The organism is Streptomyces sp. CB01580 (assembly GCF_001905795.1).
Lineage (GTDB): Bacteria > Actinomycetota > Actinomycetes > Streptomycetales > Streptomycetaceae > Streptomyces.
The window spans coordinates 12,610-33,954 of sequence record NZ_LIXJ01000046.1 but is presented as its reverse complement, the minus strand read 5'-3'; the positions used below and the strand labels follow the sequence as shown (position 1 = coordinate 33,954).

The window sequence follows — 21,345 nt, the reverse complement described above, 5'->3', positions numbered from 1 at the left end:
AGTTATTTAATTACAAGCCCCCGCCGTCCCGGTGTACTGCCGCTGGACGCCCGCCGACCCCGTGCCCTTCTTCAGGAAGCCGGTGTCATCACCGATCAGGATCCCGTCCCTGGCACCGATGGTCTCCACGACGAAGTCCCGCACGTCGTCACGGACACCGTCCACGTCCCAGTCCGCCTCGCCCAAAAGACGCTGCATCCCGATCGGATGCCCCTCACCCGCACGCCCTGCCAGCGTCCACCCGTTTTTCCGCTCCAGCGGAGCGATCAACCCCGCCATATACGTCAGGGCACGCGCCCGAGGCTCGGACCTGGCAAAACGCCCAGCGAACCGTTCATGCAGCCCGGACAGCATCCCCTGCCAGGCCTCGACCTGCCCCACCCCAAGATCCACAGACACGGCAGAACACAACCACACTCACCGGCAGAACTCACAACTGCCCCACCAGTAAATGTGATTGCAGTACTAGGTGTATTGGCCTGGGAGGTTGGGGCGGAGGCGGAGGTGCAGGATGCGCCTGGCGGGAGTCAGGCCGGTGGCCTGCCGATGGTCAGGAACAGCCGCATGGCCGCGTTCCGTACCGGCGCGATCCGACGCGGGGTGTGCACCGCGCGGTTCATCAGCCGGGCGGCGCGCGCGAGCCGCTGGGTGGAGCGGCGACGGGCCGCGTCGTAGGCGGCGAGGGCGTCTTCGACGCGCGCGCGTGCGGTGAGCTCACGGGCGACGGTCACGCCGTCGACGAGCGCCTCGCACGCCCCCCTGCCGAGGTCGGGAGTCATCGCGTGGGCGGCATCGCCGATGAGGGCGATGCGGCCGCTGACGTAGCTCGGCAGGGGCGTGGTGAGGTCGTAGAGGTCGTTGCGCTGCACGCCCGTGCCGCCGGTCTGCGCCAGGTGGTCCAGAACCCGGCGCACGCCGGGGTGCCAGTCGCCGAACCACGCCTGCAGGGCTGCCAGATCGCCGCCCGGCACGGGCACGCGCTCGGCTGCCGGGGCACAGGCGAACCAATTCGTGCGGCCGCCTGCGCGCGGGATGACACCGAAGCGGGCGCGCCGCCCCCAGGTCTCGGTCATCCCGTCGGTGTCGAGGTCGGCGGTGCCGTGCCAGGCGGTGACGCCGGAGTAGCGGGGGCGGTGCGCGTCGCCGAAGAGCACCGTGCGGGCCCGGCTGCGCAGGCCGTCGGCGGCGATGACCACGTCGTAGCCGGTGAGCTCGCGGACATCGGTCACTGCGGAGCCGTAGCGCACAACCCCGTCGGCGAGCGCGGCGGCCAGCGTCTGCAGCAGCGCGGGCCGGGCGGTCACATGGACGGCGTCGCCGGTGCGGCGGCGCAGAGCGGCCATGTCGACGTTCCCGATGAGGCCGCCGTCGGCGCGTACGAAGGCACCGTAAGCCGCCGGCCGGGCGAGTCGGCGAGCTGTGTCCCCGAGGCCGAGAGTGTCAAGCGCCTGCAGCGCGCCGGGCCACAGGCCGAGCGAGGTGCCGGTGCCGGGCGGCGCGGGGGCGCGTTCGTGTACCTCAACGTTCCAGTTGTTGGCCTGCAGGTGCACGGCGGCGGCGAGGCCTCCGATGCCGCCGCCCACGATGATCGCTTTTCTGGGCATGCCACCACGCTACTATGTTTGTAGTAGGAGCACTATGTTTACAGTAGAGGACACGACAGGCCGATGGAGAAACGGGCGCGGATGCCGGGCAGGCGCGATCAGGTGTTGGACGCAGCCGTGAAGGTGCTGGGCACCGGCGGCCTCCGCGGCCTGACGTACCAGGCCGTCGACAAGGCTGCCGCGGTGCCGGCCGGCACCACGTCCAACCACTTCCGCAGCCGCGACCTCCTCGTGACGGGCATCGTGGCCCACCTCGAGGCGCTCGATGCCCGCGACTGGAAGCGCTTCGCGGCCACCCCGGTGGACGGTGACCCCGAGGGGCTGGCCGACGCCCTGGCCCGCACGGTCCAGCACGTGCTCGGCCCCGCCCGGCACCGCACCACCGCCCGCTACGCGCTGACGCTCGAAGGCATCGTCCGCCCCGCGGTGCGCGAGCCGCTGAGCCGCGCGCGCGAGTCGATGATCGAACTGACCTCGAAGTGGCTGGCGGACCTCGGGTCGCCCGCACCGCGGCAACACTGCAGGATCCTTTTCGACTACCTCGATGGCCTGATGTTCAATCAGATCGTCATGCCAGATGCGGAGTTCGACCCCGAACCCGGCATCCGCACGGTGCTCAGCGCGTTCCTGCCCCCGGCCGCACCGGATCGACCGAGCTGACGAAGCGTCGACCGTGACGGCCTCATCCCCAAGGGGCGCGTCCGCGGCACCGGCACCCTCGGCTGAAAACGTGCCATGGACCACTTCACGCTCGCCTCCCCCGACCGCCTCCCCCTCTGACCGCAGCAAGATCACCTAAAGTATCCAAACCCCGGGGCCGACCGGCATCGTGGCCGTGGGCGTGGAGTTGGGCGACGTCGGCGTCCAGGTAACCGGCCTTGGTACTGGTGGGTTCGCATATTCAACTGTCGCGAGTTGCCGGTTCCGCCGAGCCGACAGTGACTTTCCGTGATCACTGGAGGGCCGTCTGCGCCGCAGGTGCGCTCTGCGCCGGCGCCATACCGGACGGTCTACGCGACAGCCGAGCGTACGAGGCCGCCGGGCCGACCGTTTCCAGCGGCAGATGCGCCCCAGGCTCCGCCTGCGCCACCAGATCCCGCGGGCGCTGCATCCCGGATCCGCTCTGCAGGTCCTCCAGTGACGGCTTGCCCCCCACCGGCAGGGCGTACGACTCCACTCTCAGATCCCCCGGACCGCCTGTACCTGCCTCCGCAGGAGTCGCCGCTGTCGCTGCGGCCGGCGCTGTTGCGGTCGTCAGCAGCCGTGTGCTGAACCGCCACCACCCTCTGGTCATCAAGCAAACCCCCCGAACATGCGTCATGCCAGACTGGTCACACCCCCGCCCTGCGGCAAGAAGCAGCCCGGTCGGCGAACACCACACGGGCCCGGCACTGCAACTCGGCACCACCCGATGTGGTGCTGGCGCATTCATCGGCGGTCCGCCTTCCAGACAAGTGTCGCACCGATCGCACCGACAACCAGGCAGATGGCGATGGCGACCGGCACGTGCACCGACATCGGGAAGTCCAAGTCACGCGGGTCGGACAGCCCGGCATTGGCCGCGAACGAGGCAATGAGCAGATAGCCCTCGCCTGCGGCCACTCCCCACGCGCACGCAGCAAGCAACCGGTATTGCTCCACAGTCTGCTGACGACGGACCAGGAGATACCCGAACAGGACCGCTTCCCCAAGGAACACCCCGACCGTGATGGCGACCAGCTTCAACGGCTCCATGAAGCCATCAGGCCCGTCTCCACCCACATGGGAGACCACCTCATTCGGCAGCTGGCCGTGCACGATGGCGTACACGACGAGGTGCACCACAGCCGCGACAATCCACGGCCCAGCCCCTATCGCGATTCTGCTGCGCCTGGTCAACGCGGGGTCAAACCCGCCGCTCTGGGTGACCATGAGCTTCCTCCACTCAGATTCGTGGTCAGCCGGCTGCTGCAGCCTCCGTGCAGGAGTCCGCACCAGAGCGTGTCGCCTTCGTGCTGGCGACGGAAGGCATCCAACTCGATCGCCTCCAGCCGCGCATCAGGGGCGCATCGGAATCCGCCCCGAAGGCGAGCGCGGTGCCGGGCGCAGCGGGTCACCGCTGGATGGTCCGGGCATACGCCCTGACGGTGATCACCATCGCTCCCCGGCCCGTTGTCAGCGGGCGAGCGGAGAATCACCGGATGGCCCATGAACCGACGGAGGCCGGCGAGTCCGAGATCCTCGCCATCTCCTTACGCACGTACCTGCGCGAGACCGGCTTCTCCTTCACCGGCCTGACCGGCAAGGAGGCGACCCGGTCCATCACCCGGGCGGGAGCGCAGTGGGTGGGAGCGTCGGGATGGAGATGCAGAACAGAGGCACAGATGCGCTACATCGACCCGCCCCGCCTGAAGAGCGGCGGCTGCATCGCCTACTGGTCGCCGTCCTGTCTGCCTGCCTTGGCCTTCGCGTGATGCGCAAAGACGGCTCACCGATCGCCGCGGAGATCGACCGCGCGGACGAGAGCACCGCTGTAGACAAGCTCCGAGACGAAGCACTCCGCGGGCGCCCCGCGCTGTGGATCCGCTGGCACGGAGCGCTGCGTGCCGAGCTCCCGGCAGGTGTAGCCCGTCTCCACCTGCCCACGCGGTCCAGCAAATCGCCCCTCCGGTACTCGCTGGCCCCGGTGACCGGCACCGAGGCGATCACCCTCGGTCCAGCCGTCACCCCCGAGGCCCGAGCGGACGCCCAGCGGCAGGACCAGCAGCGGATCGCGAACGAGAAACGTGCTGCTGCTCGCCCGCAGGAACCGGGCCCCACTCGCTGCTACTGGTGATCAGCACACTGCTTTGGCGGAGCTCCTGGTCCAGGATGCCGAGAGCGGTGTCGGGCCGGCAGTGGAGGCACAGCGGTACCTGCTGTCGCAGGGCGTCGATCGCCTGCTGCCGGCTTGCCGGAGGAGTCCGCCGCCTCCCTGGCGCGTGGGATTGGCCGCATCGTGGCCGACCGGGACCTCGACGGTATCCGGCGTACCGATGCGACATTCTGGCGTGTGGGTACCCGCTTCCTGCCGGGCATCGAAGGCCGGGTCCGGCGCCGCTCGTTCCGGGCCGGATGGCAGCGCCTCACCGCCCGAACGACGCTGGGGGCCGCGGTCGCCGAGGGCGGCTACCTTCTCGGCTGGGAGCCTGATGCCACAGTCCGGTCCCTTCGGTCCCTGTGGGAGAACCGAGACCAGGCCCTCGCCGCGCTGGAGACCGGCGCGATCGGCGCGGCCTCCACCCTGGCCGTCGGCGGCGTCGCGTACGGGCTGCTGACGCGCAAGCGCCGCGAGTTCATGCGCGAGTGGGTCCGGCCCCCTGCACGGGCACTCGCCAAGCCGCTGGGCATGTCGGAGCTCACCGGCCCGCGCCGCTACCTCCACACCCCGCGCAACTTCTCCGACGACGACGCCGAGATACCCATCGACGCCCCCGGACACCTGCGGTTCAACGAGAACCTGGTCGCCGACCTCGTCGTCAAAAAAATTCGCCCTGGAGAACGTTTCTTTCACCTGGGGCCGCGTCGGCAAGGACACCCACGTCATCGTCAGGAAACGCCAGACCCCGCCCAGGATGCTGCGTCTGTCCGACCCGGGGCGTGCGCGAGATCCTCGCGAAGATGCCCGAGTCCGCCCCACTGATCGGTCTCGGGGCGGGCAAGAAGATGGTCTCCGTCGACCTCGACGCGGACTCCCCGCACGTCCTGATCTCCGCAGGATCCGGCGGCGGCAAGTCGACCATCCTGCGCACCATCTGCTGCCAGTTCATCCACAGCGGCGCGCACACCTTCGTCCTGGACTACAACGACCCGGGGCCTGTTCTCCGGGACTTTGATCAGGGCGATGAATCATGACCATCACGGAGAGTGATGAGGTTGATGTGGTTATTGGCGTCCAGGTCGGGCCACGATGAAGACGTGGATGAAAACTGGCTGAGGAGGCCGGGGGTACCGGGCCTGGGAGGGTGCGCAGGCCTATCGAATGTGTCGTAGAGCGGTCGCCGCGAGGATGGTTCCGGCGGGAGGGCCCTGGAGGGGCGCGCTAGGCGGCAGCGGCAGGGGGGGTGAAGCAGGTGCCGCGGCCTTCGGACATGTTGATCAGCAGGTCACGGGCCGCCTCGCAGGTATGGATGACACGGTGTCCGTTGCCGAGCCTCACCCAGCGACGACCTGGACCCGATCGCCCACCCCGATGCCCGCCGTGGCGGGCACGGCGAGCAGTGCGGTGATCCGGTGCGCGGCCATGCGCCGGGCGAGACGCAGCATGAGCTACCACTCCCCCTGCGCGTCGAGGACGACGGACGGGGCGGCTCCGGACTCACCGGCATCCGCCGCCGCGTGGCGGCCCACGACGGTACGCTCCGCCTGGTCAGCCCGCCCGGATGCCCGACAACCCTTGAGGTGGATCTTCCCTGTGGAACGTGACCTGCGGATCGTGATGGCCGAGGACGACCCGCTGTTGCGCGAGGGCCTCGCCCTGCTGCTACGCGCGGAGGGCATCGACGTGGTGGCCAAGGCCGGCACCCCCGACGAGACCCTGGACGCCCTCGACGTGCGCAGGCCCGATGTCGCCATCCTCGACGTACGGATGCCGCCCACCCACACGACGAGGGCATCCGCGCGGCCGTCGAGGCCCGGCGGCGCCACCCCCGTCTAGGGATCCTCGTCCTGTCCGCCTACGTCGAGCAGACCTTCGCCACCGAACTGCTCACCGCCGGTGTGGGCTACCTGGGCTACCTGGGCTACCTGGGCTACCTGCTGAAGGAACGGGTGGGCCGGGTGGAGGAGTTCCTCGAATCGCTGCACCGGTCGCCGCCGGCGGCACCGCCATCGACCCCGAGGCCGTCGCCCAGCTCTTCACCCGCTCCCGCCAGGACACCCGCCTCGAACGCCTCAGCCCCCGCGAGCGGGACGTACTCGCCCTGATGGCCGAGGGGCTCGGCAACAGCGCCATCGCCGAACGGCTCGTCGTCACGGACGGCACGGTCCACAAGCACACCCGCAGCATCTTCGCCAAACTCGACTTCTTCCCGACCCACCGGATGGACCGCCGGGTGGCCGCCGTCCTGCACTACCTGGAGGACGCCCGCCGGGGTCGGTGAGTACAGCCTGTCGTACCAACACCTGGGGTGCGCACGGCAGTGATCCGCGGACGTCGCGCTGATGTGCTGAACACGTCACTTCAACGCCCTCCGAACGGACACCGCGATGAGCCTCCAACCCCAAGCCCCCGCCGAAACCCGACCAGCCCCCGCCGACGGGCGGGGCCGCCTCTCCGGCCTCCGCGGCAGCATCCGTCGCCGTCCCCTGATCTGGTTCTTCTCGCTGTCCTACCTGCTGAGCTGGCTGGGCTGGATGCCGTACGTCCTGTCCAAAAACGGCCTGGACATCTGGCACTTCGCCTTTCCCGCGTTCGGTGGCACGACCCAGCTGCTGGGCGTCCTGCCCGGCGCCTATCTCGGCCCGATCGCGTCGGCCCTCCTGGTGACCTGGGTCACCCAGGGTCGCCAAGGGCTGCGGACCTGGCGGGGCCGGATGACCAAGTTCCGGGTCGGCTGGCACTGGTATGCCCTGGTGCTCCTCTCGGTGCCCGCCGCGCTGACCCTCGCCGCCGTCGTACTGGCCGACCGCGGCCCCGCGCTGCCGACCGCCGCAATGCTCGCCGCGTACCTGCCCGGTCTGATCCTGCAGATGGTCACCACCGGCCTCGCCGAGGAGCCCGGCTGGCGCGAGTTCGCCATGCCCCTCCTCCAGCGCCGCCACGGCCCCCTGGTCGCCACCCTCGTCGTCGGTCCGCTGTGGGGCGCCTGGCACCTGCCGCTGTTCCTGACCGAGTGGGGCGGCTCCACGGACATGACCTCCCTCCGGGTCCTTGAGTTCATCGCTACGACGACCGCCTTCAGCTTCGTCATGACCTGGCTGTTCAACCGCTCCGGCGAGAGCATGCCCCTGGTCATGCTGCTGCACTGCAGCATCAACAACTTCTTCTCCCTGGCCTGGGCGGACATGTTCCCGTCGCTGCCCCGCGACTACTCCGCCCACGCGTTCCTGCTCAGCTCCGTCACGGCGGCTCTCATCCTGCTGATCGCCACCCGCGGCCGACTCGGGGCGCGGGCAGTGGAGCCGCCCGGCCTCGACCAGCAGAACGCCGCATAGCCCGACCGAGCACGCCGGGCAGGCCGACGTGGCCGGTCGCAGGAGGTGCGGGAGGCGGTGTCGGCGTTCATGCGGGCGAAGGCGGGGAGGAACATGGCGCGATTGAACTGCCGGTTCCCTCCCCACCATGACGGATCCGGGCGACGAGCAGAGGAGTTGGACACCATGTCCGGGAATGCGGCACGAAGAGACGACTGCCGACGCAGGGGAACCAGGCAACCGATGACGGGTCCGGTGCTCGGCCTCCTCACCGGTCACGGGCGCTCGCTCTACGGGATCGGCCTCGCCGCGACCGCGGTGACCTCGGTCCTCGGTCTGTCGGTGCTGGCGGCCGGATTCGCAGTGATCGCGGGCCCATACGCCACGGCATGGCGGGAAGAGCAGATCGCCATCGCACAGGAGGACGCCGCCAGCGGCTACACCGGGCACATCGGCACCGTGCACACCGTCGGCGCGGTCGTCACGATCCTGCTGGTAGTCCTCGCCGTTCTCATGCTGGGCCTGCTGCACACCGCACACGCCGTCGCGGCCGACCAGTACCTCGCAGGGGCGCGGCGGTCGACCACCCGCGAAGTCTGGCGGCGCACCCGTCCCCACCTCGGGGCCGCGCTGCGGGTACAGGCGCGGACCACAGGGCACGTCGGTGCCGCGATCCTGCCGGGCCTTGTGTTCTGGTTCGTCCTCGAAACACGTCTGATACCGGGCGTCCAGGACCGGCTGCCGACGGACACCCGGGTGTCTCTGTACGAACTGGTGTGCCAGGGCGTACTTCTCGCCACCGTGATCGTGGGCTTCTACGTCGCCTCCCGCCTCTGCACGGCCAACGCCTTCCTGGTCTCCGATGGGCTCGCGCCCAGGGAAGCGGTGCGCCGCTCCTGGGCATTGACCCGCGGGGCCCGGGCGAGAACGTTCGGCATCTGCCTACTACTGGCCCTGGCCGTCGGCGCCGCCTTCCTGCTGCTGCGGGAGGCAGCATTTCCGCTGGTGCAGCCGGCGGGAGCAGCCATGTCGTGGATCAGCGACGGCAACCCCTACATGACGGCCGTCCTGGCGACGATCACGCGGAGCACGGTGGGGCTGCTGCTCCTGCCTGCGGTCATGTCGCCCCCGGTGTGTTCCGTTCTTGCACTGATGCATGTGCATCTCGGCGCCCGGCCGGTGAGCCTGCCTCGATGTCCTGCCCGATCATCAGGAGGGGCACGGTGAGGATCGACCCGCCGACGAGGATGCCGAGGCTGACGCCGACGAGCAGCGAGGCGATGACGGCGACCCGGCCACCTGCAGAAGGACCGTCTTCGCCTGGCCTACCCGCTACAACACCCGCCGTCGGCACTCCGCCAACGGCCACCTTTGCCCCCGACAAATACGAACGCCGACACCACGCGGCTAAGGGCTGTCCCGTAATCCCTGGCGGGCGCGCGACGACAGCTGCGGCGCCTCGCCGCGTTGTCGGAACGCCCACATACGTCCAGTATGTGGGCGCCCCTCCGCCTTGCGATGCACCACATCCGACGCCGCACGCTGATCCACCACGGATTACGGGACAGCCCTTAGGCTCACCCTGGCCGCATGACACACGAACGCGTCTCCACTGTCACGGGGGAAGGCCCGTCATCTCTATGAATCGGACCGTCAGGTGCCGATGTGAGGAGTTCGCACCATGAAGAGAATCACCAAGGCGCTCACCACTATGGCCGCGGCGGCGATGCTCGTTGTCGCCGTCCCCGCCGGCAATGCCGCAGCGATCAACGAGACCGGTTGTGGTCCCACGGACCTGCTGCGGATCAACTACGACGGCGGCTCGCTGTGTTTCGCCAACTCGGGAACAACCGACATGTATCAGATCCCCAACGTGACCTCCGTAAGTACAGGGAACAACGCCGTCCAGCTCCGGGGGCCCGGCGGGGCCACCTACAGTCTCCTGAAGTGGTCGTCCATGACCTTCCCGCGGATCACCATCGACTACATCCGCATCGTCTGAGCTGATCTCGAGGCCCTGACGGCCCGCTGGATTCTTCCAGCGGGCCGCCACGGCTGTCCGAGGTCCGGATGCCATCGCCCGCCCGCCTGTTCGCTACTGACGGCGGACCACCAGAAGGATGAAAGAAGGCTGACTTCCGCGACGGAAGGGCTGGCAAGCGATTCCCGGACCGTGCAAAGGGCCGGCGCGACCCGGCAGAAGCCTCGCCTCTCCGCCTCCCACTCGGCGGCCCACGCGCCCTGGCCTGGTGTGAGCACCGAGGGGAAGACGCTGGGCGTTGCGGGGGGCTCACCATCCGTGGCGCTTGCCAAGGAACACCTCGGCGATGACGTTCCAGGTGTGCCTGCCACGCCACACCTGTTGCTGGTCGACGAGGACAACATGTCGCACCATCATGCGAACCCGGGGCAGGCGTAGCTCGAGCAGGTCTTGCGACGGCTGTTCGTGATCCCACCGGGCCCCGCTGTACGCCAGGCTGTACCGTGGCCAGAATGGGGTCGCCGTAGCAACGGCCGCAAAAGTAAAGGATATCGCTGACTGTGACCTGGACACGTCCCGCATAGGTGACCACGTACTTCTTCGGCTTGACCGTGGCGGTGACGGCGACGGACGAAGGGCGCGCTTGACGCGGACGGTGTGCTCGGCCTGGCCGTGGCGAGGCTTGCCCGGCCCCCCCGGTCGGGCTCTCCACACGCAGGCGCCGCGCTGCCTCGCGTGCCGCGCCATCCTGAAGCCGAGCAAGTCGGTGAGCGTGAGCAGGACCAGGGCACCTGCGGATTCGATCGGGATGATCACTGCGGACCCGCGCGGAGCTTCTTCTCGCACACCGTGACCGCGCCGGGCCCTTCGGCGCGGTCCTCTGCGACGACCTTCCCGTCCAGGGTGATCCGGCATGCGATCCACGCCGCATCACTTGCGGCGGTGGCTTCGACCGAGGTGCCGGTCAGCGGGAATGGGGCATCCAGCGGCACCTGGAACGTCTGCGTGTACGGCATCTTCACCCCGGACTGGTCGACCCGCTGCGGATCGTTGCGGGCATCGACCACCGCTCGTACCCGACCCGCGGCCCCGGCGTCGCTGGTCACCTCGACCTCGACCACCATCGCCTTGGACTGCTGCTTGTCCCCGCTACCGCCCCACGGCATGGCATCGCAGCCGGCCAGTGCCATCGTCGCAGCCACAACCGTCGCCAGTGCTGTGTCTGTCCGCGTTCCTCGCCGCATCATCCCCCCACGATTGGTACAGTCGTACTAGAACTTAGGTTAGCACGATCGTACTAGGAGGTGCTTCGAGAATGGCGTTCACCCCTCGCGAAGAACGGAAGACACGGCTGGCCGAGGCGGCCTGGCAGGTCATCCTGGAACACGGCGTCAGCGCGGTCTCGGTGCGGACCGTGGCGGCCGGGGCCGGGATGTCGGTCGGGTCGCTACGGCACCTGTTCCCGTCCCAGTCGGAACTGCTGAAGTTCTCCGCCGAGCTCATGGTCGAACGCGCCACCGCACGGGTCTCGGCGACCCCCCTCAGCCCCGACGGCGTCGCCTACGCCCTCGCCGCGATCCGCGAACTGATGCCGCTGGCGCCGGAAACCCGCCGCGAGTTCGAGATCAGCATCGCACTCATCTCCGAAACCCCCGCGAACCCCGGCCTCGCCCGCATCCGCGACCACGCCCACGAACAACTCCTCGACCTGTTCACCCGGATCGCGGCCATGCTCCGCAACGAACCCGCCTCCACACCGGACAGCCGGTGTCACGCCAGGCGGTTGCTCGCCCTCGTGGACGGGCTCGGCCTGCACCTGCTCCACCAGCCGCTCGGCGACGACACCGGATGGGCCATCGAGATCGTCCGAGACGAACTCCTCCGCATCCGAGACGGCGGAGCCGGCGGGCAACAGCCCGTACAGAGCCGCTGAGGAATACGGCAGCTGGCTGGGTAGCACGCGCACACCTTCTGACGAGCGGACGGGTATGGGGCGGGCGAGCGGCCTACAGCCGCTCGCCCGCCCCTCGTTCCAGCAGGTGTCAGCACGGCTCGGTCGCCGACCAGGCCCGGGGGTAGGGCACGCGCAACACCTCGGGCGCCACAGGGGTGTGGTCGGCGGCGGCGTGGATGCGGCCGTCGCGCAGGACTATGGCGCCGCTGCGGAGCATGGTCGTGACCAGTTCGGCGGCGAGGACCTCTGCGGTCACGTCCAGAAGGCGGGCGGCGTCGGTCAGCCAGGCACAGGCGTGGAGGTACGACTCGACCTCGTCGGCCGGGATGCCGTCGCGAATCATCAGGGCGAACGCGAAGATCCGCCGGGCGCCGTACCAGACCGCTCCGGCCGGGTCGTCGACGAGCCGCTGGGCACGGCGCAGGGCAGCAGCGAACGCGGCTGCGGGGGCGGCGGGGATCGGACCGTGGGAGGGGAGGATCACGCGGGGGTCGAGGTCGGCCATCCGTTTGAGAGAGGCGAGCGCGGTGGTCGCCGCGTCCGGGCCGTCGAGAGCGAGGTTCACCCAGCCGACGTCGTAATCCGACAGCGCGTCACCGACCACGAGCAGCCGTTCCTCCGGCTGCCACAACGCCAGATGGCCCGGAGTGTGGCCGGGGGTGCGGACGACCTCCCAGTCGGCATCGCCCAGCCGCAGGACCTGGCCGTCGTCGAGCGGTACGTCCACGATGTATTGGGCGACCGGCTGGTCCAGGTACTCGGCAGCACAGCAGCCGGGGTCCCGGCGGGTGATCGCCTCGGCTTCCGGGGTTCCTGCGGCGATGGCGGCGCCCTGGGCCTGGAAGAGGGAGTTGCCGCCGACGTGGTCGGAGTGCCAGTGGGTGTTGACGATCAGGTCGATGTTCCCGGCGTGCGCGCGGGCCCAGGCGGCGGTCTCGTCGGCGTGGCCGACGAAGCCGGTGTCGACCAGGGCCGGTTGCCGTCCGGGCAGCAGGAGGGTGTTGGCGTCGGGGAAGGGGCGCTGCCACCAGGTCAGCCAGGATGGCAGGGTGGGAGTGGGCGGCTGGGGGCTCATTCGGCGGGCCTGTCGACGTGGATCAGGCTCTGCCGGCCGTTGGCGACGAGCACTTTGGCGCCGTCGGCCTGGACGCCGTAGACCTCCAGTTGGCAGACGGTCAGGGTGCGTCCGGGCTTGAGGACGGTGCCGATCGCTTCGAGGTGGTGGCCGGCGGCGGGTGCGAGGAAGTTGATCTTGTACTCGACGGTGAGAACCTCGGAGTCCTCGTCGAACAGGGTGAGCGCGGCATATCCGCCGGCGCTGTCGGCGATGGCGCTGGTGGCGCCGGCGTGGATGTAGCCGTGCTGCTGGGTCACCTCGGGGCGGGCCGGAAGCACGATGTGTACGCGACCGGGGCCGATGTGGGTGATCCGTGCGCCGAGGTGGGACATCAGGCCCTGCAGGTCGAAGCTGTCCTGGACGCGCTTCTGCACCGCGGGGCTCGTCTGTTCCTGTTCCATCCGGTCTTCCACGTGCGTGCTCTCCTTCGGGTCCGTGTCGGGTGGAGCGGGACGGGTTCCTCAGCCGGCCAGGCGTTCCACCAGCAGGAAGGCGCCGATGGCGATCATCATGGCACCGCTGATGCGGGTGACGACTTGGGCGGCCGAGGGCCGGGTGCTCAGGACCGTGCGGGCCAGGACGCCGACGGCGAGGTGGACGACGGCGCACGCGGTCAGGTGCATCGTGCTGAGCAGCCCGGTCTGCGCGGCGACCGGCCAGCGTGCCCGAGCAGCGACGCCCTCATGTGTTGTGTACGACCCGAAGCTCGACGTCGACTTCACCCTGCTGCGCGAAGGGCATCTGAACGTCGCAGGCTCGGACCCGGCCGCGTGATGCCGGGTGCGGCCACGAGCGGTGAGGCGGCGAGCAGCCCCGTGCGCGCGGGACGGTGTCCATGCCGCGCCGGGTGCGCCCGCGGCGACGACGCGGGCGCCGAGCCGTCAGGCAGGCTGGACGGTGATCGTGCAGAGGCGCTTGGTGGCCCGGGTCAGGGCTACGTACAAGTCCCTTTCCCCACCGGGGCGGTTCGTGATGATTTCCTCGGGGTTCATGACGACGACCCCGTCGAATTCCAGGCCGCGCGCTTCGGACGCCGGCACGATGCGTGCGTGGTGAGCGATGCCCTGGGCCGTCAGCTCGCTCACCCTGGTCTCCGCGCAGATCACTCCCAGAAGCTCGCCCGGGTGCGCGGTGCTCTGGGCGCGGAGTTCCTGAACGACGGCGGTGACCAATCCGTCAGAAGGTGTGGTCACGGTGCGAGGGCTGTCACCGCTTCGCAGTGACCGTGCGACCTTCTGGTCCGGAGCGATCCGCATGAGCAGGTCCCGGACGTTCTCCAGAACCTCCTGCGTGGTGCGGTAGCTGACGGTCAGGTTGTGCAGTTTGAACCGCGGTCCTACGTGGGGGCTCAGTGCTTCCTTCCAGTCGCGTGCTGTCGCGACCGGGCCTGCCTGGGCGAAGTCACCCACCAGCGTCATCGCCCTTGACGGGCAGCGGCGGACGATCATCCGCCACTGCATCGCGGTCAGTTCCTGCGCCTCGTCGACGACGACGTGCCCGTACGTCCGCTCGGGAGGGCCATCGACAAGGCTCGCTGCCTCGTCCAGCAACGGCACATCGGCATCGGTCCACGGGTCGTCCTGACCGCGCAGCAGAAGGGACCGCTCCTGCGCAGTCAGGAGGGGCAGGCGCTCGGCGAGAGCGTCGGCGTCCGTCAGGAGCGCCTTCACGAGGTCACCGGGTACCAGCCCCGGCCACAACACCTCGACCGCTCGGTCGACGCCGGCGTCGTCGAGGAGATCGGCTCGGATGGCGTCCAGGTCCAGCTCGTGGACCGAACCCGAGTCGGCCGCACCTTCGACACGGCGCTGAGCAACTCCCGTGAACCGGTCGATGTTCAGGCCCGTCATCCTTTCGGCATCGGCATCGATCTGCTCCAGGAGGTCGCCCATGTCTCGTTGCATCGCATCGGTGACGGCGTCGACCAAGAGCTCTTTGAACACCTGGCGCGCAGGATTGTGCCCCAGTACGGCTGCCACGGCGGCGTCGCGTGCCGCGGCGACTTCCTCGCCGGAGAGGTGAACCAGTTCCTGTCCCACCCGCACGGTGAAGTCACCGGCGGGGGCTTGGTGGACGCGCAGCAGGCCGGCCAAGGCGTCGGCGAGGTCGGAGCTGCCCTTCAGCCGCGCCGTATCGAACGGGCCCACCGTATCCGTGGACACTCCGGCCAGTTCCCGGCAGGTCGCCAGAACGACGTCGTTCTCGCCCAGCGAGGGAAGGACCTGGGAGATGTAGTCGAGGAACCGGGCGTTCGGGCCCACCACCAGGACCCCCTCCTCCGCGGCGCGCGGGAACGCGTACAGGACATAGGCCGCCCGGTGCAGGGCGACCACCGTCTTGCCGGTGCCGGGCCCGCCCTGTACCACGGTCACCCCGCGGTGGGCGGAGCGGACGACCTCGTCCTGCTCGGCCTGCAGCGTCGCGACGGCCGCGTGCATCCTGCCCGTACGCCGTGCTGACAGAGCCTCGGTCAACGGGCCGTCCCCCACGACGTCCTCGTCGGTCGCGGCGGTCCCGTCCAGCAGTTCGTCGCTCACCGAGATGACCGTGCGCTCCTCGAGGCGCAGGTGCCGGCGCCGCCGCAGGTCCATCGGGTGGACCGGTGTCGCCTCGTAGAAGGGCCGCGCTGCGTTCGCGCGCCAGTCCACGAGCAGAGGCAGGTCATCCTCCTCTGTATGCAGTCCGATCCGCCCGATGCGCAGGGCCGTGCCATCCGTCCAGTCGATGCGTCCGAAGACCAGCCCCTTTTCGGCGCCCTCCAGCCGGCCGATTTCCTTGGCCAGACGCTCGGCGGCGATTTCTCTCTCGTATGCCTCACCGGCGCTGTCCGCCGGGGCCTTCAGCACACTCGCTCGATTTGCTCGCGCCTCGGAAAGCCGCTCGGCGAGCAACTCGTACAAGGAGGACACATAATCCTGCTCCGATTCAACCGCACACACAGCGGGATCATTCATTTTCGACAACAGGGGGCTCCTTCGATTCGAGCCACACCATACGGTCAAAGTTCCCTAAAGATAAGTCTTGACTTACTTGTTGAAGCTATGTCCTTACGACTGAATCTATGACGGCTGACCGTATTGCGCATCGTGCATTCCGCCGTTCCATATATCGCTAATTGCGCTCCCGATGCCCGCCTGCCTTATGGGCGAGCCCGCCCTTGGATGCCGACGATGTTTTGCCACGCTCGGGGAAAGGGGGAAGACCCGGCGAGGCGACCGGCGCCATCGGGCTCACTGCCAGGGAGCAGCTGGTCGCTTCGTCTGGCGACCCGACCGAGGAGACGAGCACAGAATGGGTTGTGCCCTCGACCGGTCCACCACTGCCCAACCATGCCGACGGCCCCGTCTCAGGACCGCAGCACCACGCCGCCGTCGGTCGTGGCCGCCCCAGAGAACGGAACGGATCGGTGAACTCTTACCCCGTTCGCCGCCGCGACGCCCGGTGGCAGGCCCGTCCATGCCCGGACCGTCCGACCCGCCCCCGCCCGACCTGGATCCGCCGATCTTCGGCCTCCGCGTCGGCACCTCGGGCGCAGCTGCGGCCGTCGGGGCGGTGACCGTCTCGCGGGGCGCCGGGGGCGTGCTGCCCAAGGCCAGGACGCGGGTGGTGCGGGCCGCCTGGATGTCGACGCGTCGTTCGCCGCGGTGACGATCCGGGAGCTGAGCAGCTTGGAGCCGGGAGGCCTACGGGCGAGGCCGAGGTCGTCATGGGGCAGGGCGAGAACCTGGTGCAGCTGTGTCAGGCCTGTTCGCTGAAGTCCCACATGACGCGGTCGTTGAGGAAGACCGTCCCGTGTCGAAGGCGACGCGTACGACGTCGGCACCCTCAGCCGTGTGGTCGACGCGGGGCATGGCTCTGACGTCCGCGACCTCGCGGGCTTGTTCCGCGTGGTGTCATCACCCGGGTCCCGCGGTCATCTTCCGCAACTTCAGCCGGACAGCGAAGATGCGTCGGCCCCACGCCACCACCACGATCGAAGTGCTGAAAGGCCGCACCCGCGCGGGAGGCCCGCATGCCAGCGACGATCTGGACCGGCGCCATCAGCTTCGGCCTGGTCGCTTCTCCCCTGCCTCCGCCCGGCCGGGGCCGGGCGGAGGACCCGTGTCGTACCTCCCTGGTACTCATGTCTCATGAGCCACTTCCACGACTTCAACCTCAAGCTGCTCGTCATCGAGGAGCTCATGTACGGCCCCGAGCCGCTCCTCCCGGTCTATGACCTGCCCGCGCGGCTGGCCGAGCGGGGGATCGGCGATCCCGCGTCCTACGTCCTGGAGCACGGCCTCCACGCGGAGGTGCTGCCGGAGTCCCGGGCCCATTTCGAGTCCCTGGAGATCCCGGCCGAGCTGCTCGCCCGCGTCGAGGAGCTGTGCTTCGACGCCGGGGCGGACGTCTTCCGGCACTGCGCCCCCGCCTGGGACGGCGAGGACGACCTGTTCGACGTCCGCTCGCTCGACGACCTCGCCCTGCTGCCCAACCTGCGGGAGGTCACCTTCGTGGAGGACGGCGTCCTGGCGGTACCGGACGCGGCGGAGGTCTTCGCCGCGCGCGGCATCGACACCGACTGAGCCCCGGCACCCATTCGTCGCCCGCCGCCCCGGCCGGGGAAGGCCGCGCACCGCCGTCACACGGACGCCTCAAGCGCCTACGGCTGCTCCGGCGCCCCCGGCCGCTACCCGGGTCGGCTCAATGGGGCTGCCGATGCCCCGGTCGACTCGACGTCCGCGAGATGAAGCCCCGCAAGAACGCGGCGGGGAAGACCTCGGCGAAGGAGCGGGCGAAGCCCAAGCGGGTCCAAGGGCGTGCAGATCTTTAACTCGCCGTCTTGATCTTGCTTTGGTTGGGGCCGGAAGCGAGGAATGCCGCGATGTCGGCCGGGGTGCGGAACCAGGCGGTGGAGGGGGCGATGTGGTGGCCGTGTGAGAGCGCCGCGGATGGCTTCCTGGAGTGCGTCGGGCAGGGTAGCGGAGACAATGACGAATCGTCCTCCGAGGCATTCCCAGAAGCTCATCGTGGCGAGGATCATGCCAAGGCGCCTGGGGTCGTAGGCGTGGAGTTCGTCGAGGATGAACAGGGAGTTCGCGGTGTCGAGGAGGACGCTGGAGTGAGCGGGGTCTGCGAGGGCACCGCGCAGGGGCTGGTAGGGGGTTCCCACCCGGATCAGCTCGCGGAAGAGGCGGGTGGCGTTCTCCCGGGCGAGGGATTTCCGTGCGGCGGCGAGGGCTTCGGTATCAGTGGCGCATTCGTCTTCCAGAGCTCGGCTGAGGTAGTAGGAGGCGGCGTGGGAGTGCGAGGCACCGACTTGACCTGTGGCTTGCAACTCTCCTTCTTCGAGGCGGCGGATCATCGCGGTGATCGCTGCGAGGTACGGCAGTGGGTAGAAAACGCGGGGTGTGCCCCGACCGGAGGCAGTCATGTCCTGCAGATTGCGCAGCGCCCACAGGAGTGCGGCTTCGGTCTTCCCTGAGCCGGTCCAGGCGCGGATGAAGACGTGGCCGGTGGTGTTCGCTGCCTGGGTCTGATGCGGGCGCAGGCCGTAGCCCTTGGCACGGAGACGTTGTTCGAGGCGTTGCCGTACACGGCCTCACCGACGACGACGTCGCGCTCATTGCCAGGATGACCAGCACCACCCCCGAGGCGGTTATCCGGGAGTACCAGCGCGACAACACCGCATGGGCGGCCGAACAGTTCGCGCTGGACCAGCCGGACCTGGCCCGTCTGGACACGCACCTGGACGAGATCGCCCGCCAGAACTGAACCCCGCCGCTGCCCCGACCGCCATCCGCCCGGCTGCCGGGACCAATTGGTTCCGACAGCCCCCACGGCCGCCGTGCCGGGCGTCTGGACACCTCCACGTGGGGAAGGTCAACAATGAACGTCCCCACATTCCCCAGCGACCCAGGGCACCTGGGTACGCCGCATCGGGCCGCTCGTCGGCATTCCCGCGACCCTGGGCCGCCTGGCAGCTGAAGGCCCCCTGGAAAGCGCCGCGCCGAGCTTCACGGAGGGCCTTTCGAGCAATACCGAGTCAGATGAGTTTCATCAGTTCGCGCGCGTAGGCTCGCGCCTTCGGTACGCGCTGCTGAACGAGGTGGTCGGCCAACCGCTTCTGGGACTGCTTCGCCAGCAGGTACCAGATCGCATTCCCCGCGATCGCCGAGTGCACATACCCATGGACCTCCGTGACCTCATCAGGATCACCGGGATCAGGTTCTTTGCCGGGGGGATACTCCTGAACATCGCCCTCGCTCTCATCAAGCGCGGCCTTTCGATCCAAGAACGCGGCAAAGCCCTGGTCGTCCAGCACCTCGGCGACCTCGTTGACCCCGATCCCGCTCGACTCGAACTCCTCGGCCAGCCACTCGACAACGACTGACGGTTCTGGTCGTGGGGCAAACTTCACCCCCGCCCGCGACTCCCAGCCCGCCTTGCAGGCCGCGTACTCGGGGGAAGCCAATAGGTCACGCATAACCATGAACAGAACCTATCGCGCCAGATGGTCGCTCTACGGCCCGGTCGATCGGGGCAAGTACGGCTCGAAGGCCCGCCTGATCACTGAGCGGACCGGGGGCGCCGGGGGAAAGGGTTCGGACCGTGGCACCCGACACAGGATCTCGTCGACCAGGTCCTCCAGCAACTGCCTACCCTGTGGCCGTGAAAGGCGGGAACGGCCGGGGGCCGGGCCGCGTCATAACCACCGTCCCGCCAGACCGCCCGTACGCCGGACTGCGCCGTGCGGATCCGCGAGCACGGTCGGGAGCGTGGACGACCGCCTCCCGGGACCGACTCCTACCGGCTCCTCACCTACGTCCTCCGGACGCGCCCCCAGCCGGAACCAACGCTATATCCGTCAACTCCTCGTCCACACCGACATCTTGGACGAGCGGAACGAGGACCTCGAAGGCATTCCTGACTGGCTGGAGCACGGACTCGCGGACAAGCCGGCCGCGCACGCCAACCTCACCCGCCCGTTCCTGCACTGGTTCCTGCTTCGACGAGCACGCCAACGGGCGGCCCACCGCCGTCATCCAGCCTCCGCCGACCGCGGTCTCCGGCGTCGCGTCAGCGTCGCCCTGGACTTCCTGGCCTGGATGGACCAACGCGGTCTGGCTCTCGCCGACCTTGCCGTGCAGCACATTGACGACTGGATCGCCGGGGCCACCAGCCAGCGGCGCTACCTGATCCGCTACTTCCTGAAATGGACCACGAGCCGCCGGCTCACCCGCGAAATGACCGTCCCCTCCATCCCGAGCCAGGAGCCCCAGGACCTGCTCGACGACGACGATCGCTGGCGACTCCTCCAACGCTGCCTGACCGACGACGCCCTGCCCACGGACGTCCGCGCCGGCGGCGCGATCACCCTACTGTTCGGTCCGTCCACTGAGCGTCTTTGTCATCTGACGCCTGAGAAACTCAAGTTCGACGACAAGCACGCCCACCTGGTCCTGGGCCGCCACCCCGTCCTGCTCCCGCCACGACTCGCCGAGCTCCTTCGGCAACTTGCCGAACTGCCCCAACTGCGGCCGCAACTCTCACGAGCCCAACCAGGTCCTCAGTGGCTCTTCCCGAGCATGTTCCCGGGCAAGCCGATCGCGACGCACGGCATGACCCAGAAACTCAACCGGCACGGCATCCCGGTTCCCACCGCGCGCAACGGGGCTCTGGCCGCTCTCGCTGCTGATCTCCCCAGCCCGATCCTCGCCGACGTGACCGGGATGCCCCGCCACACCGCGCTCCTCTGGGTCGCCTACGCCAGACGTGACCGGGCCGAGTACCTCGCCGCCCGAGCCGAAGATGAAGCTGCCGGAAGGGGGGACGGAAGAGAGACGGTTGAAAGGCTGTGACCAGTGGCCACTCTGAAGAAGATCACTGGCCTGCCGACTCCACAGTCAAGTCACCGTTCGTTGTCGACAGATCCAAGCGGTACTTGCCCGATGGGTCGTTCTTGAACGCCACCTTCTTGTCGCCGTGGGAGTCGCTCGCTGAGATCTGGTAGCTGGCGGGCGGGGCCGTGACCGTGAGGCTGCCGTTGGTCGTGCGGGCCTTGATGTTCTGCGGGGTGGCCGTCCGGATCGTCACCTCGCCGTTCGACGTCTGCGTGTCGATGTCGCCGCCCTTGGCGTCCTTAGCCACTGCTGCAAGGAGACGCGTCTGCAGGCGTCGCATGAAGTTCCCCCGTGTGGAGCGAGTTGGACCGTGATCGGAATAATCCCCTCCCGCCAGTAGTGCCGGGCCTGCGTTCCGGCTGCTGTCCGGACCCCGAACCTGCCGCCGACGGCGCCGAGGGACGGCACCTGATCCACAGCTACCACTACAAGAACGTCAACGACGACGACGGCAACCACATCTCCGCCGGTGAAGTCCGCCGAGTGCCCTGGGTCGCGATCACACCGGTGGTTCATGCCATCCACGTGCTGGAGCGCATGGTCCCAGAGGGCGAACTCCTCCTCGGCGCCGCCCACCACGGGTTCCGCTCCCACAACAGTTACGCGGGCGCGCTGAAGAAGTCCCTTCGCGCTGGGCCCGCGGCCCGGTGCGC

At 69.0% G+C, this 21,345-nt stretch carries 25 protein-coding genes and 4 pseudogenes; 17 read left to right on the top strand and 12 right to left on the bottom strand.

The window, feature by feature from the left end:
* Positions 1-18 precede the first annotated feature (18 nt).
* Together AMK22_RS35500 and AMK22_RS35495 are read right to left on the bottom strand one after the other, a co-directional pair.
* Positions 19-354 (bottom strand): annotated as a pseudogene (locus tag AMK22_RS35500) (transposase); the annotation flags it as partial.
* A gap of 173 nt (positions 355-527) precedes the next feature.
* Positions 528-1,604 (bottom strand): FAD-dependent monooxygenase, encoded by a 1,077-nt coding sequence (locus AMK22_RS35495; protein ID WP_073791715.1) that lies wholly within the window; start codon positions 1,602-1,604, stop codon positions 528-530.
* A 117-nt stretch (positions 1,605-1,721) separates the two neighbouring features.
* On the opposite strand from AMK22_RS35495, the gene AMK22_RS35490 reads away from it, so the two are divergent.
* Positions 1,722-2,264: a TetR/AcrR family transcriptional regulator gene (locus tag AMK22_RS35490; RefSeq protein ID WP_242434301.1), complete on the top strand. Its 543-nt coding sequence runs from the start codon at positions 1,722-1,724 to the stop codon at positions 2,262-2,264.
* 768 nt (positions 2,265-3,032) lie between these two features.
* Here AMK22_RS35490 and AMK22_RS35480 read toward each other — a convergent pair.
* On the bottom strand, positions 3,033-3,515 hold the full coding sequence (locus tag AMK22_RS35480; RefSeq protein ID WP_073791697.1) for a hypothetical protein: 483 nt from the start codon (positions 3,513-3,515) through the stop codon (positions 3,033-3,035).
* A 269-nt stretch (positions 3,516-3,784) separates the two neighbouring features.
* Here AMK22_RS35480 and AMK22_RS35475 point away from each other — a divergent pair, with 269 nt between their 5' ends.
* Both AMK22_RS35475 and AMK22_RS39800 read left to right on the top strand, forming a co-directional pair.
* Positions 3,785-4,057: a hypothetical protein gene (locus AMK22_RS35475; protein ID WP_073791695.1), complete on the top strand. Its 273-nt coding sequence runs from the start codon at positions 3,785-3,787 to the stop codon at positions 4,055-4,057.
* Positions 4,057-4,419, top strand: a complete 363-nt coding sequence (locus AMK22_RS39800; RefSeq protein ID WP_158072125.1) for a hypothetical protein — start codon at positions 4,057-4,059, stop codon at positions 4,417-4,419. The genes AMK22_RS35475 and AMK22_RS39800 overlap by 1 nt, the downstream gene beginning before the upstream one ends.
* On the opposite strand, the gene AMK22_RS41590 is transcribed toward AMK22_RS39800, so the two are convergent.
* On the bottom strand, positions 4,307-4,627 hold the full coding sequence (locus AMK22_RS41590) for a DUF6233 domain-containing protein (RefSeq protein WP_073791693.1): 321 nt from the start codon (positions 4,625-4,627) through the stop codon (positions 4,307-4,309). The genes AMK22_RS39800 and AMK22_RS41590 overlap by 113 nt on opposite strands.
* 8 nt (positions 4,628-4,635) lie before the next feature.
* Here AMK22_RS41590 and AMK22_RS35465 point away from each other — a divergent pair, with 8 nt between their 5' ends.
* The 7 genes and pseudogenes from AMK22_RS35465 to AMK22_RS35435 all read left to right on the top strand — a co-directional run bounded on the left by AMK22_RS35465 (position 4,636) and on the right by AMK22_RS35435 (position 9,759).
* The gene (locus tag AMK22_RS35465) at positions 4,636-5,265 is read left to right on the top strand and encodes a hypothetical protein (protein ID WP_073791692.1); all 630 of its coding nucleotides are present in this window, start codon (positions 4,636-4,638) and stop codon (positions 5,263-5,265) included.
* Complete coding sequence (locus AMK22_RS35460) at positions 5,244-5,477, top strand: helicase HerA domain-containing protein (RefSeq protein ID WP_107430716.1); 234 nt, start codon at positions 5,244-5,246, stop codon at positions 5,475-5,477. The genes AMK22_RS35465 and AMK22_RS35460 overlap by 22 nt, the downstream gene beginning before the upstream one ends.
* A gap of 420 nt (positions 5,478-5,897) precedes the next feature.
* Positions 5,898-6,047, top strand: a pseudogene (locus tag AMK22_RS41585) (sensor histidine kinase); the annotation flags it as partial.
* A 1-nt stretch (position 6,048) separates the two neighbouring features.
* A pseudogene (locus tag AMK22_RS35450) lies at positions 6,049-6,724 on the top strand (response regulator).
* Between the two features lie 106 nt (positions 6,725-6,830).
* Complete coding sequence (locus tag AMK22_RS35445; RefSeq protein ID WP_079186579.1) at positions 6,831-7,778, top strand: CPBP family intramembrane glutamic endopeptidase; 948 nt, start codon at positions 6,831-6,833, stop codon at positions 7,776-7,778.
* A gap of 222 nt (positions 7,779-8,000) precedes the next feature.
* A complete protein-coding gene (locus AMK22_RS35440; protein WP_073791688.1) occupies positions 8,001-8,984 on the top strand; it encodes a hypothetical protein in 984 nt (327 codons plus the stop codon).
* A 454-nt stretch (positions 8,985-9,438) separates the two neighbouring features.
* Positions 9,439-9,759, top strand: a complete 321-nt coding sequence (locus tag AMK22_RS35435; RefSeq protein ID WP_073791686.1) for a beta/gamma crystallin domain-containing protein — start codon at positions 9,439-9,441, stop codon at positions 9,757-9,759.
* Between the two features lie 791 nt (positions 9,760-10,550).
* Here AMK22_RS35435 and AMK22_RS35425 read toward each other — a convergent pair.
* Positions 10,551-10,940: an MmpS family transport accessory protein gene (locus AMK22_RS35425; RefSeq protein WP_073791682.1), complete on the bottom strand. Its 390-nt coding sequence runs from the start codon at positions 10,938-10,940 to the stop codon at positions 10,551-10,553.
* A 113-nt stretch (positions 10,941-11,053) separates the two neighbouring features.
* Between AMK22_RS35425 and AMK22_RS35420 the strand changes: the two genes are divergently transcribed.
* The gene (locus AMK22_RS35420) at positions 11,054-11,671 is read left to right on the top strand and encodes a TetR/AcrR family transcriptional regulator (RefSeq protein WP_073791680.1); all 618 of its coding nucleotides are present in this window, start codon (positions 11,054-11,056) and stop codon (positions 11,669-11,671) included.
* Positions 11,672-11,780: 109 nt separating this feature from the next.
* On the opposite strand, the gene AMK22_RS35415 is transcribed toward AMK22_RS35420, so the two are convergent.
* Genes AMK22_RS35415 through AMK22_RS35405 form a run of 3 tightly spaced genes read right to left on the bottom strand, consistent with a single transcriptional unit; the run spans position 11,781 to position 13,432 of the window.
* On the bottom strand, positions 11,781-12,767 hold the full coding sequence (locus AMK22_RS35415; protein ID WP_073791679.1) for an MBL fold metallo-hydrolase: 987 nt from the start codon (positions 12,765-12,767) through the stop codon (positions 11,781-11,783).
* Positions 12,764-13,210: a PaaI family thioesterase gene (locus AMK22_RS35410; RefSeq protein ID WP_384423080.1), complete on the bottom strand. Its 447-nt coding sequence runs from the start codon at positions 13,208-13,210 to the stop codon at positions 12,764-12,766. Before AMK22_RS35410 ends, AMK22_RS35415 begins: the two co-directional genes overlap by 4 nt.
* 60 nt (positions 13,211-13,270) lie before the next feature.
* Complete coding sequence (locus AMK22_RS35405; protein WP_338014210.1) at positions 13,271-13,432, bottom strand: hypothetical protein; 162 nt, start codon at positions 13,430-13,432, stop codon at positions 13,271-13,273.
* A 1-nt stretch (position 13,433) separates the two neighbouring features.
* On the opposite strand from AMK22_RS35405, the gene AMK22_RS40340 reads away from it, so the two are divergent.
* On the top strand, positions 13,434-13,583 hold the full coding sequence (locus AMK22_RS40340; RefSeq protein WP_199883414.1) for a hypothetical protein: 150 nt from the start codon (positions 13,434-13,436) through the stop codon (positions 13,581-13,583).
* A 107-nt stretch (positions 13,584-13,690) separates the two neighbouring features.
* On the opposite strand, the gene AMK22_RS35400 is transcribed toward AMK22_RS40340, so the two are convergent.
* On the bottom strand, positions 13,691-15,718 hold the full coding sequence (locus AMK22_RS35400) for a HelD family protein (protein ID WP_199883412.1): 2,028 nt from the start codon (positions 15,716-15,718) through the stop codon (positions 13,691-13,693).
* 547 nt (positions 15,719-16,265) lie between these two features.
* On the opposite strand from AMK22_RS35400, the gene AMK22_RS39795 reads away from it, so the two are divergent.
* Both AMK22_RS39795 and AMK22_RS35390 read left to right on the top strand, forming a co-directional pair.
* Complete coding sequence (locus AMK22_RS39795) at positions 16,266-16,457, top strand: hypothetical protein (RefSeq protein ID WP_073791674.1); 192 nt, start codon at positions 16,266-16,268, stop codon at positions 16,455-16,457.
* A 482-nt stretch (positions 16,458-16,939) separates the two neighbouring features.
* Entirely contained in the window at positions 16,940-17,374 is a 435-nt protein-coding gene (locus AMK22_RS35390) for a DUF6892 domain-containing protein (RefSeq protein ID WP_073791673.1), read from the top strand.
* Between the two features lie 104 nt (positions 17,375-17,478).
* On the opposite strand, the gene AMK22_RS42540 is transcribed toward AMK22_RS35390, so the two are convergent.
* Entirely contained in the window at positions 17,479-18,339 is an 861-nt protein-coding gene (locus AMK22_RS42540) for a DEAD/DEAH box helicase (RefSeq protein WP_079186577.1), read from the bottom strand.
* Between the two features lie 83 nt (positions 18,340-18,422).
* On the opposite strand from AMK22_RS42540, the gene AMK22_RS39790 reads away from it, so the two are divergent.
* The gene (locus AMK22_RS39790; protein ID WP_158072123.1) at positions 18,423-18,563 is read left to right on the top strand and encodes a hypothetical protein; all 141 of its coding nucleotides are present in this window, start codon (positions 18,423-18,425) and stop codon (positions 18,561-18,563) included.
* Between the two features lie 271 nt (positions 18,564-18,834).
* Here AMK22_RS39790 and AMK22_RS39320 read toward each other — a convergent pair whose 3' ends face one another.
* The gene (locus AMK22_RS39320) at positions 18,835-19,281 is read right to left on the bottom strand and encodes a hypothetical protein (protein WP_143203648.1); all 447 of its coding nucleotides are present in this window, start codon (positions 19,279-19,281) and stop codon (positions 18,835-18,837) included.
* A gap of 400 nt (positions 19,282-19,681) precedes the next feature.
* Between AMK22_RS39320 and AMK22_RS35375 the strand changes: the two genes are divergently transcribed.
* The gene (locus AMK22_RS35375) at positions 19,682-20,650 is read left to right on the top strand and encodes a hypothetical protein (RefSeq protein WP_073791667.1); all 969 of its coding nucleotides are present in this window, start codon (positions 19,682-19,684) and stop codon (positions 20,648-20,650) included.
* 22 nt (positions 20,651-20,672) lie between these two features.
* On the opposite strand, the gene AMK22_RS35370 is transcribed toward AMK22_RS35375, so the two are convergent.
* Positions 20,673-20,939, bottom strand: a complete 267-nt coding sequence (locus AMK22_RS35370; protein ID WP_073791665.1) for a DUF4097 family beta strand repeat-containing protein — start codon at positions 20,937-20,939, stop codon at positions 20,673-20,675.
* Positions 20,940-21,022: 83 nt separating this feature from the next.
* Here AMK22_RS35370 and AMK22_RS41580 point away from each other — a divergent pair.
* A pseudogene (locus AMK22_RS41580) lies at positions 21,023-21,316 on the top strand (integrase); the annotation flags it as partial.
* Between the last annotated feature and the right edge of the window lie 29 nt (positions 21,317-21,345).